The 11,027-nt window shown below is 37.9% G+C and carries 11 protein-coding genes, 1 tRNA gene and 2 pseudogenes; 8 read left to right on the top strand and 6 right to left on the bottom strand.

Going from position 1 to position 11,027, the window contains the following annotated elements; genetic code table 11:
* Nucleotides 1-235: 235 nt before the first annotated feature.
* From AC3ZVC_RS22480 to AC3ZVC_RS22465, 4 genes and pseudogenes are all read right to left on the bottom strand, one after another.
* Nucleotides 236-436 carry a cold-shock protein gene (locus AC3ZVC_RS22480; RefSeq protein WP_490065310.1) on the bottom strand — a complete coding sequence of 67 codons (201 nt, stop codon included), beginning with the start codon at nt 434-436 and terminating at the stop codon, nt 236-238.
* Between the two features lie 253 nt (nt 437-689).
* Nucleotides 690-1,436, bottom strand: coding sequence for a tyrosine-type recombinase/integrase (locus AC3ZVC_RS22475; RefSeq protein ID WP_490065309.1), 747 nt, complete (start codon nt 1,434-1,436; stop codon nt 690-692).
* Nucleotides 1,437-1,550: 114 nt separating this feature from the next.
* Nucleotides 1,551-1,604: pseudogene (locus tag AC3ZVC_RS22470) on the bottom strand (hypothetical protein); the annotation flags it as partial.
* Nucleotides 1,605-1,657: 53 nt separating this feature from the next.
* Nucleotides 1,658-1,855, bottom strand: coding sequence for a hypothetical protein (locus tag AC3ZVC_RS22465; RefSeq protein ID WP_490065308.1), 198 nt, complete (start codon nt 1,853-1,855; stop codon nt 1,658-1,660).
* A gap of 214 nt (nt 1,856-2,069) precedes the next feature.
* On the opposite strand from AC3ZVC_RS22465, the gene AC3ZVC_RS22460 reads away from it, so the two are divergent.
* The 6 genes and pseudogenes from AC3ZVC_RS22460 to AC3ZVC_RS22435 all read left to right on the top strand — a co-directional run bounded on the left by AC3ZVC_RS22460 (nt 2,070) and on the right by AC3ZVC_RS22435 (nt 5,438).
* Nucleotides 2,070-2,612, top strand: a complete 543-nt coding sequence (locus AC3ZVC_RS22460; protein WP_490065307.1) for a class I SAM-dependent methyltransferase — start codon at nt 2,070-2,072, stop codon at nt 2,610-2,612.
* Nucleotides 2,609-2,881, top strand: coding sequence for a hypothetical protein (locus tag AC3ZVC_RS22455; protein WP_490065306.1), 273 nt, complete (start codon nt 2,609-2,611; stop codon nt 2,879-2,881). The genes AC3ZVC_RS22460 and AC3ZVC_RS22455 overlap by 4 nt, the downstream gene beginning before the upstream one ends.
* A gap of 330 nt (nt 2,882-3,211) precedes the next feature.
* Nucleotides 3,212-3,688 carry a CarD family transcriptional regulator gene (locus tag AC3ZVC_RS22450; protein WP_490065305.1) on the top strand — a complete coding sequence of 159 codons (477 nt, stop codon included), beginning with the start codon at nt 3,212-3,214 and terminating at the stop codon, nt 3,686-3,688.
* Nucleotides 3,689-4,180: 492 nt separating this feature from the next.
* On the top strand, nt 4,181-4,318 hold the full coding sequence (locus AC3ZVC_RS22445) for a cold shock domain-containing protein (protein ID WP_490068988.1): 138 nt from the start codon (nt 4,181-4,183) through the stop codon (nt 4,316-4,318).
* Between the two features lie 631 nt (nt 4,319-4,949).
* Nucleotides 4,950-5,066: pseudogene (locus AC3ZVC_RS22440) on the top strand (sporulation protein Cse60); the annotation flags it as partial.
* Nucleotides 5,067-5,234: 168 nt separating this feature from the next.
* Nucleotides 5,235-5,438: a cold-shock protein gene (locus AC3ZVC_RS22435; protein WP_490065304.1), complete on the top strand. Its 204-nt coding sequence runs from the start codon at nt 5,235-5,237 to the stop codon at nt 5,436-5,438.
* Nucleotides 5,439-5,966: 528 nt separating this feature from the next.
* Here the strand turns inward: AC3ZVC_RS22435 and AC3ZVC_RS22430 are convergent.
* Both AC3ZVC_RS22430 and AC3ZVC_RS22425 read right to left on the bottom strand, forming a co-directional pair.
* Nucleotides 5,967-6,040 (bottom strand) — tRNA-Arg (locus tag AC3ZVC_RS22430).
* A 231-nt stretch (nt 6,041-6,271) separates the two neighbouring features.
* A complete protein-coding gene (locus AC3ZVC_RS22425; protein ID WP_490065303.1) occupies nt 6,272-7,312 on the bottom strand; it encodes an acyltransferase family protein in 1,041 nt (346 codons plus the stop codon).
* A 349-nt stretch (nt 7,313-7,661) separates the two neighbouring features.
* Between AC3ZVC_RS22425 and AC3ZVC_RS22420 the strand changes: the two genes are divergently transcribed.
* Nucleotides 7,662-8,675, top strand: a complete 1,014-nt coding sequence (locus AC3ZVC_RS22420; protein ID WP_490065302.1) for a 2-oxoacid:acceptor oxidoreductase family protein — start codon at nt 7,662-7,664, stop codon at nt 8,673-8,675.
* The gene (locus AC3ZVC_RS22415; protein ID WP_490065301.1) at nt 8,675-10,969 is read left to right on the top strand and encodes a thiamine pyrophosphate-dependent enzyme; all 2,295 of its coding nucleotides are present in this window, start codon (nt 8,675-8,677) and stop codon (nt 10,967-10,969) included. Before AC3ZVC_RS22420 ends, AC3ZVC_RS22415 begins: the two co-directional genes overlap by 1 nt.
* Nucleotides 10,970-11,027: the final 58 nt, after the last annotated feature.

Raw genomic sequence — 11,027 nt, 5'->3', positions numbered from 1 at the left:
AACACGTTGGATGAATCACACAAAAAAAGAGTGACGATTTTAGCCTCTCTACAAAAGCACTTTAAAATGTTTATTCAAAGGTAATTAGGAGAATTCGTGATTATGTGATACACTTTGTTTACCATTTGATTTACTGTTTTCATGTGCCCTACTCATTCGTGAGTGGGGTTCCTTGCATTTTGAGATAAATAAAAAACAGACTCTATAAAGAGCCTGCTTAAGTTTGGTTTTACTATTAAGCTTTACGCACGTTAGCTGCTTGAGCTCCACGTTGACCTTGCTCAACATCGAAAGTCACAGCTTGACCTTCTTCTAAAGATTTGTAACCTTCGCCTTGAATAGCTGAGAAATGAACGAATACGTCTTCTCCACCCTCACGTTCGATGAATCCGAAGCCTTTTTCGCTGTTAAACCATTTTACTTTACCATTTTCCATTTTTGTTGCCTCCTAGTGTGTAAAAACACACATTGTGTTACTATCCTTGCTCTCAGTGATCATCGAGACGAAAAGTTTTACTAATACTATCCTTTACACCGAACAAAAATAATTCATATATATATTAACATTTTTCACAAGTATTTGCAAGAAGACATAAAGACGACCATTTTTGCCACCATAACTGCCCCTTTAGTTAAGTGTAAGAGAAAAAGACTGCCTTGGACCGGCAGTCGTCTTTTTATTTTCAGCCCTAAGCTTTATTTTCGAAGATAGTGTCAAAGTGGCTTGCTGCTGTTTTATCGGCTTCTTCTAATACGTGACCGTAAATGTTCATAGTGGTAGAAATATCAGCGTGCCCTAAACGTTCACTAATTACTTTTGCATGTACTCCTTCATTTATAAGAAGGGTTGCTGAAGTATGCCTAAGATCGTGAAAGCGAATATGTTTAAAGTCATGTTTTTTGGTAAATCTGCGCCACCATTGGCCGATACTGTCCGGACGGATTGATTTGCCAAATTCATTTCCAAAGATGAAGAAGTGATCAGGCCATTCCCAAAGGTCTCGTACTTTCCATTTATCCTGTCGGCTAGTTAGCTCTAGTTTCTTTAACATATCAAGTAATTTTTCTGGAACACTAACTGTGCGGTCTTTTCCTGTTTTGGTTCCTTTTATCTGTACGCCTTTACCTTTTATCTCTGTAATAGCCTGTTCAATTCGGATGGTTCCTTTTTCAAAGTCAACATGTTTCCACTCAAGTCCAGCGATTTCACCTTCTCTGGCTCCAGTCGAAACAGCCAGGAGGATAAGTGTTTTCCAAAACAGGGGCTTATCATCAAGCAGTTGCATTAACTGGCTTAATTCTTCCTTCGAATAAACCTCTGTTTTTTTCGATTTTCCATTAGGCGGTTTCGCTCCAATAGCGGGGTTTTCTTTAATTAACTTCCAACTATATGCACATGAGAGGACATTATTAAAGACTTTATAGCAGTTCAGCACAGAAGAAGCTGAAAGCTTCCCGTTTTTCCCGTCAAGGCGCTGACCGTTCTTTTTAAGATCATTGATAAAATTAACTACATGAATAGTTTTGATGTCTTCCAGTTTAAAATGTCCATACTTCGGAAGAATTCGATTTTGTAAGATACTGATGTAATTTTGCAGAGTATCAGGTGAGAGTGTATCTTTTGCATGTTTTTCTAGCCATTGAGGAAAAAAGGCATTTAGGGTATTTTATCCTCAGCTTTAAAATATTCACCTGTTAATATTTCAGCCTCAAATAAGGTGAGTAGCTTTTTAGCTTCTTTCATATTTTTAGCTTTTACAGTTCTTCTTTTCTCTAATGGTGTTCCTTTTTCGTCATAACCTAAAATTACTGTTAAACGATAGCTACCATTTCCGCGATTTTCAACATTAGCCATTTGTTAACCTCCTATAGGAATGTATGTTCTGTTATTGGTTAAAAAGAAAAGCCCAAAAGGGCATATAATTTATTTAATTAAATTTAAGAAAGCACTCTCGGTTAAGATATTTATGCTTATTCCTTCCTTAATGAGGGAGTTTAGCTTAACAAGAAATTCTCTTCATATAATTGTTGTATTGTTATAAAATTACAATTAACAGGGAGGAGTTTAGATGGATAGCTTGGAAATCGTAAGAAAATTCTATGATGAAACAATAAACTACGAATGGCAACGACTAGATAGACACAAAGTAGAGTTTGAACTTAGTAAACGTTACATAAAACGTTATGTTAAACCAAATACCAGCGTGTTGGACCTCGGTGGAGGACCAGGTAAGTATTCACTTTATCTTGCTCAGCAGGGTTGCGATGTGACATTAGCAGACCTTTCACAAAAGAATATAGAATTTGCGTTAAATAAGGCTAAGGAACTTAATCTCCCTCTTACCGGCGTTTGTGTAGATGGTCGTGATTTATCTACCATTGATGATGGTCAATTCGATCATGTTCTGTGTATGGGACCGATGTATCATTTGAAAGATAAACATGACAGAGTAAAACTTATAAAGGAATGCCTGAAAAAATTAAAGCCGAATGGAACTATTTTTGTAGCTTTTGTTTCTTCCTATTCATTTGTATGGGATTATCTAATACGTAACCCTGAATTGATAATGAACGAGGAAAGGAAATTAGAACTGAATGTAATGACGATGTGAATTTTATCAGGCAGGGGTTTACAGATAATTTTTTTATCCGTCCAAAAGACGTACTTCCTTTTTTTGAACAATTTAGCCTAGAAAAAATGCACTTGCTTAATTGCGAAAGTTTTTTATATTTGCGTGAAGCAGAATTACTTAAACAATCACCCGAAGTGGTATCTGCCTGGTTAGACTTTGCAGAGCAGGTATGTGAGAGAGAAGATATGTTAAGTTTTGCAGAACATATAATGTATATTGGTAAAAAAATAGAAGGGTCGATGCGTTAACAAGGCATCGACTTTCCTAATTCAGCACGAAGGAGTTTGTGAAGCAATGTACTTACGCTAACGGGTAGCGATTGCTGAACAAGGCAGTCGCTTTTTGTGTTATTTGCGCAGGAAGGTTTTATAAAGAATAATAATATTAAGGTTAGTAGAGGTTTCAGAATATACGCGGAAAATCAACCTTCCCTTTATTGGTAATCCGACACGATTCCTATTGTTTTTGCTTTTTCTGATCTTTAAAGAAAAAGTAATTGACACTGAAAATAAGTTTATGATATTATTAAAATTTGATAAAAAATAATATATATGTTAAGGTTAAGAAGGTTACCATATATGGAGGTGGATTATTTGTTTCAAATTGGCGATAACATTGTTTATCCAATGCACGGAGTAGGTATAATTAAAGCCATAGAAGAAAAGGAAATCTCAGGGGAAAAACAACAGTATTATGTCATAAAAATGTTAATCGGTAATATGCAAGTCATGATTCCTACGGGTAAAATATTGAGTTCAAGTATACGCCCTGTTACTGACATAATTGCATTAAAACACATCATAAACATTTTTCATCATGGAGAATCAGATAGATTACTGCCGTGGAAACAAAGGTATAAAGTGAATACGGACAAAATAAAAACGGGTAAAATACAAGAATGTACTGAAGTTGTACGTGATTTAATGCGTATGAAGAAAGAAAAAGCACTTAATTCAAGCGAAAAAAAAATGTTAGATAACGCACATGAATTTTTGATTAGTGAACTGGGATTAATTAAAGGGATTACTGAAAATCAAATAAAAAGTTTCTGTTAAGGTTAATTTAAGAAAATGTATTACATTTCCCGAGAATATCCTGAATTTTTTGGGAATATGTTTATTATTAAAAGTAAATCTTTTCAAAGACATTCAACTTCTCCAACTCACCTTTAGACCATTAACCTCTTTTGTTATTTCTACAATCTAATCCATTTTTATTATTTAAATTTCTTTTACGAACGTTTGAAGTTTCATCAAATAACTCGATAAAATAGTCACTTGATTTTTGCAATCCTGATTCACACTGGCACGGACAAGGAGCCGTTAGGATGAAAGAGAGGTAGGGCTTTCATTGTTTTAGGTATACAATATATTATTTAAGTCATTATTTCTAGAAGAAAAAACAATCAATCTCACCTCTATCTTTAAGAATTTTTTACATCTACTGAGACAGTGAATAGTAATTGTTTATCTTCTTTACGTAAAAGAGAAAAACGAATTGGTAACACCATATGTCAACTACAAAAATGGTTTCCAGACCAGGAAACCATTTTTTATTTTATTTACATAACAATAGTAAAGATTACTGGTGATGGTTTTAAATCCTTTGATGAAGGGCAACGCGTAAAATTTGATATTCTAAAAGGACAACGTGGCCCTCAAGCAGAAAACGTTTCTAAAATTTAATTAATCTCCTACCCCTTTGTAAATATGAACTCTGATCATAGGGGGGGACCAAGCATAATCACCGCTTTGTACTTGAGTATACTTTTGTCATTTCCTTTTACTTCAATGTTTTCCCCGAATAATGGGACGAGGGGACAGGTCCCTTGTCCCATGAGACTACTTGTCCAATACTCTATCCCTAGCAACTTTTCTCGAACGAGTAAGTTGCCATCTAGAAGAACAAAGGAACCACCCACTCTCCACAAGAAAATACTATAAAAAGGTCCCGTATTAATAGATCCAATAGTAGCTTTTTCTTGTTCCTGTTAAAGGAGATATTATTGATGACCCAGATTTTGATGCAAGATTTCATAATGGATATGAGGTTGTAAGATTGGGATGGCTGCGGCGATCCCTTTTTTATTGCGCTAACGAAGCAGAATAGTTGAAAAACAAAAGTACATAAATATTACAAACAAATAAGACGGGTGAAAGGAATTTAAATAATAGGAGTTCTTATAGGAGAATATGCCTTTTGTGTATAAATATAAGATGAAGGGAGGGATAAATTTATGTATGAGGCAAAAGGTTTTCAAAGTACAGACTTCGCAGAACTTATTCGGTAGTTAATGATTTTCTTGGCTCATTAGAGGAAGGAAAGCTGATAGATGTTAAATACAATGCTGTTCCTCTTGCTGTAAGCATGCACACAGAATATGGAGTGAATCCTGATACAAAATATACGGCAAAGATTATCATAAAGAGATAGTGAGCTCAATGGATTTTTCTGCATCTTGACATTTCTTACAAAAAATGTTATGATTAAAAAGAATTATTTTTGTTCGGTGTAAAGGATTTGTAACTTTTCATCTTGATGATCACTGAGAGCAGGGATAGTATTACATTGTGTGTGTTTACACGCTAGGAGGCAATACAAATGGAAAATGGTAATGTAAAATGGTTTAATGGCGAAAAAGGCTTCGGATTCATCGAACGTGAAGGTGGAGACGATGTATTCGTTCATTTCTCAGCGATTCAAGGCGAAGGTTACAAAACTTTAGAAGAAGGTCAAGCAGTGACTTTTGATGTGGAGCAAGGTCAACGTGGACCTCAAGCTTCAAACGTACGTAAAGCTTCTTAATTTTACAAAACAGGGAAGGCAGGCTCTTTTATGGGAGTCTGCTTTTCTTTTTTCTGTGAAACAAAGAACCCCCACTCGTAAAGGAGTAGGGGAATAAAGATTGTGATGAATTGCACTTAAAGTAACGGGTGAATAAGAAATCAAAATGAGCACAAGTAATAGATGTTGAAGAATTGTTGACGAAAACGGTCAACAACGGTCCGTTTTAAATCTAAAGGAACAATCTTCATTCCTTCTGAAGCCTTGATATGTAAGGGATTTTCCATAATAACTTTATTGCTTCCGTGACTGTTTGCCACTTTGACAGGGTAGAGGTCGCTGGTTCGAACCCAGTCGGAATCAGGTGTCACCACTAATTATAAATGTGCTCAAACAAGTCGGAATAGCGGTAAAAATCACTAATAAAAATCATTCCGACCCCAATCCGACCCCAAACTTGGAATTCTAAGGTTAATGACTAAACAAATTGAATAAAATAAAAAGCGCGAAGCCCTTGATATACATGGGGTTCGCGCTTTTCTTTAGTGACGTCCCAGGCGAGATTCGAACTCACGACCTACAGCTTAGGAGGCTGTCGCTCTATCCAGCTGAGCTACTGAGACATGGTAGTATCTTCTATTCCTGTTTTTCTTTTGTCAGTTGTTTCAAGGACGTGCATGGCTCGGAACAAAGCTGCATCGGAGGTAACTCCGCAATGTTTTAGCCTAGTTGAGCTGGTGGAAGGATCAAATGAACTTATCTGACACATTTACTTATTATAATGCCTTAATCAGTTTTGGTCAATGGGTATGCAAAAAGAAAGAATCGGCCACTTTATAATGGCCGATTCGTTTTTAGTTTGTGAGCTTTTTACGATAAAATCGGGCATATGCTCTTGTTCTATCTTTCAGCTTCTTAAGCTGAGAGGTCTTAAGTTCAATTATGGGCTGAGCAAATGATGTAATCAGCTTGCTTGATAGAAGTAGAGTAAGCAATAACGAAATACCTGCGAGCAGCAGGAAGGTTTCCGGTTTGTTAAAGTAGTTTTGTACATCGCTTTCCCTGAATACACGGACAAAGAAACCGTGCAGCAGGTAGACATAAAGTGTATTCTTCCCCAGGTTTGTAAAGAAGTACTGTTTCTGGGGAACGATTGAGTAAAAGCTAAATACCATGATTAAGCTAAGGATATAGAATCCCAGTCTGGTAAATACAGCTCCAATAGAAGCTGCGCCCATTTCTGTATATGGCTTTGACCCAAGGAGCCATTTATAATCAATATCCGGATAAAAGTAGAATCCGGTAAAGACAACTGCAAATACAAATAAGGCACTAATTCTGAACTTTGGTTTAATCAGGGCATAGAAGTGCTCTTTCTTTAAATAATACCCTAGTAAAAATAATGGAAAGAAAACAAAAGTCCTTGATAAACTTAAATAGTTTGAGATCCAGTCGGCATAACCGACAGCAAGGCCAATCAGCAGAGCGGCTGTCAATGAATAAACTGCTTTATGCTTGGCAAAGAAAAGGAGCATAATGTTCCAGCAGAACATGCTGATCAGAAACCATAATGACCAATGCGGGTTGAACGGATCCATCTCAAACGTTCCTTTATTATATAAAAAGTAATAGAAAACTGAATAAATTACCTGAAATATGATATACGGCAAAATTAACTTTTTTGCAATCTTCTTTATATATCCTTTTTTATAGAATCCTTTTGCAAAAAAACCTGAAACTAATATAAATGCCGGCATATGAAAGGTGTAAATGACCTTATATAAGGTGTAAATCGTTTCATTATCCTCAATAAAAGAGCGGAGCAAATGTCCGAATACGACAAAGAAAATTAAAATAAACTTAGCATTGTCGAAATAATAATCACGTTGTTTCATAAATCCTCCTCTATTAAAGACCCCCAAAAAACTCTCTATTTCTTTACCCACTTTAACATGAAGTAAACTGCTTTTCTCGTGTAAAAAGAAGGTGAAGTTTACAAATAAAGTAAATTAGAAACCGCTTATCCAAACTGTTATATCACAATATGTATTCTGTTATATAATTGTGAAAGCGGATTCGGCTCATATATTATAACGTTTCCTTTGAATTTCTCAATTCTGTTTCAAATTTTTTCTGTGAAATATAACATTTGTCACAGATAAATGGAAATAGTTCTTTTAGAATTGCCTTAGGGGATAACTTTACGGTGTTTTAAAACCGTTTACCATATGAGGGAGGGAGAACATGTCAATCTTACCTAAAGCAAATGAATTAGGATTTTATGAAATAAGGCTGGAGTCGATTGGCGGCCTTGGTGCCAATCTTGCAGGTAAAATGCTCGGGGAGGCTGGTGTTTTGGGGCTTGGACTGAATGGGTCCAACTTTTCATCTTACGGCTCTGAAAAAAAAGGCTCACCTGTAAAAGCATTTGTGAGATTTTGCGAAGGTGATACAGAAATACGGGCACACAGCCCAATTGAGCAGCCTCACGTCATCGGCGTTTTCCACGAAGCATTATATAAAATGGTGAATGTTGTCAGCGGTATGGAGCCTGACGGTATTCTGCTTGTTAATTCGGCCAGAGAGTTTGATGATATTAAAGAAGATTTGAAACTGGAATATGGAACACTTGCCATTGTGGATGCCCTGCAGATTGCAGTAGAAGAAAAAACAAAAGTAAATACTGCAATGCTCGGAGCACTTTTTAGAATTTGCGATTTCCTTGATCCGGAGTCAATGAAAATGGTTATCCGCAAAACATTTGAGAAAAAATATCCGCACCTTGTGGAGCCCAATATCCGTACCTTCGAAAGAGGATTTAATGAAGTGAAGTTCAAAACCTATGAAGCTCCTGATCATGCTGAGGGGAAAGAGTTTCATAGAACAGCACCTCAGCTGGGCTTTGAAACCCAGGAAATCGGTGGAGTGATCACTGCACAGGCAAATAGTATTCTGAAAGATCTAAGCGGTTCTAGGCAGGGGTTTCTGCCGCAATTTGAGCAGGAGCAATGCATCAACTGTGCAGCCTGCGATACAGTTTGCCCGGACTTTTGCTTTGTATGGCAGGAGGGGGAAGACAAAAAAGGCAGGAAGCAAATGTTCCTGCAGGGTATCGACTATCAGTACTGTAAAGGCTGCCTGAAATGTGTTGAGGCTTGCCCGACAAGTGCTCTTAGTGAAATGCGGGAAACGATAGGATTTGCGGATGCCCATAGGGTAAAGCAAAACTTTCCTTATGCAGCAGGGGGGATTTTGTAATGGCAATTTTAGAAGACAACCTGAAAACAATGAAGGCAGCTGAACAGTTGACTACTTTCGAATCGGGAAATGAAATGGCTGCGATGGCAGCAGCACAGATCAATTATCACATTATGGGCTATTTTCCAATCACTCCTTCAACTGAAGTTGCACAATACCTTGATCAGATGAAGGCAAGAGGGGAACATGATATTAAACTGATTCCCGCAGATGGCGAGCATGGCTCTGCAGGTATTTGCTATGGAGCTGCAGCCACAGGTGCACGTGTATTTAATGCGACCAGTGCCAATGGTTTAATGTATATGCTTGAACAGCTTCCCGTTCAGGCAGGAACCCGCTTTCCAATGGTCATGAACCTTGTAACCCGTTCAATCAGCGGTCCATTGGACATTAGAGGGGATCATTCCGATTTGTATTTCGCACTGAATGCGGGCTGGGTTATTTTAACGGCCAAAACCCCTCAGGCGGTGTATGATATGAACATTTTGGCGCTTAAGATTGCTGAGCATTCAAAAGTTCGCCTGCCTGTAATTGTTGCTTATGATGGCTTTTTCACCTCCCATCAAAAAAGGAAAGTAAAGTATTTTAAAGACCGCAAAATTGTACAGAAGTTTGTAGGTGAATGCCCGACAGATTATAACTTTGCCAGAGATCCTAAAAAGCCAGTTACAATCGGTGCCCACATGAATGGGGACGATTTAATCAACAATCATTACCAGCAGTCAGAAGCAATGTATGCGGCTGGTGAAGTGTTTAAAGAAGCGGCCGAAGAATATGCCAAACTATCCGGCCGGGACTACCCTGTACTCGATTTATATGGGATGGAGGATGCAGAGGTTGCACTATTCCTGCTAAATTCAGCTGCAGAAACAGCAAAAGATACGGTTGACAATCTGCGCAGGCAAGGTATTAAAGCAGGCGTGATCAGCCCTAATATTATCCGTCCATTCCCTTCAGCGGAAATCCGCAAGGCTTTAAAGAATGTAAAAGCCCTTTTGATTGGGGAGCGTGCAGATTCATATGGCGGCCATGGACCAAATCTTACACACGAAGTAAAATCAGCATTGCAGGAAGATCCTGAGAATCAAACTATTGTGTTAAGCAGAGTCTTTGGCCTTGGCGGAAAGGATTTTTATGCTGATGATGCAGAGGCGTTTTTCTCAGCAGCAATGGAGGCCAAAGAACAGGGCTATGCCGAGAAAGCATTTGATTATTATGGCCATATTCCCGGCAAGAAAGAGCAAATGCTGCTGCCAGTAATCACTCCGCAGCATGGAGAAGTATATAATACTGGATTGATTAAAACGGAAAAAGACCCTGAAACCAATAAATTGAAAGTTAAAATACCGCCCCTTCGTGCGCTTGCTTCAAAACCGAAGCGAATTGCTTCAGGGCATGGAGCTTGCCCAGGGTGTGGAATTTTTACAGGATTGGAATTGTTCTTTAAAGGGATTGAAGGGGATATAGTTGTCTTGTTCCAAACGGGATGTGCTTATGTAACAACTACATCTTATCCTTATTCCTCCCATAAGCAAACGATGATTCATAATCTCTTTCAAAATGGGGCAGCTACCTTATCTGGCACACTGGAAGCCTTTATGGAATTAAAAGAACGCGGTGAAATTGATGTTTCAGATGATGCCACATTTGTGATGGTAACCGGAGATGGAGGCATGGATATTGGTATGGGCTCTGCAATTGGCACGGCTCTTCGCAATCATAAACTGATCATGCTTGAATACGATAACGAAGGCTATATGAATACTGGTTCGCAATTGTCCTATTCAACACCTAAGGGCCATATGACAAGTACGAGCAATGTAGGCCGCACTCAAAAAGGCAAGAGCTTCCACCATAAGGATACAGCACAAATTATGGCGTCCACGAATATTCCATATGTTTTTACCGGCAGCGAAGCATTTCCGCAGGATTTAATCAAAAAGGCTGCAAAGGCGCAATGGTACGCTCAGAATGTCGGTACAGTGTACGGGAAGATATTGATAACCTGCCCGCTTAATTGGAAGTCAGAAGAACGATATGGTGAAAAAATCCTGGAAGCTGCTGTCAACTCCTGCTTCTTCCCTCTTTATGAAGTAGAGGATGGGGTAACAACCATAACTTATAATCCAGAGGATAAAAATAAACGAGTTGAGTTGTCTGAGTGGCTAAATTATATGGGCAAAACAAAGCATTTATTGAAAGAAGAAAACAAAATGCTTCTCAATGAACTTGAAGAAGAAATTGAATATAGATGGAAAAAAATTAAAGCCAAGCATGAGCATCCAGCACTTTAAAATCCAAAGCAAAGTACCGCGTGTACTTTGCTTTTTTTATCCTATAAATCTCTTTAAT

The organism is Cytobacillus sp. C11.1 (assembly GCF_058145115.1).
The sequence above is the reverse complement of the archived record's forward strand: the minus strand, read 5'-3'. Positions and strand labels throughout refer to the sequence as shown.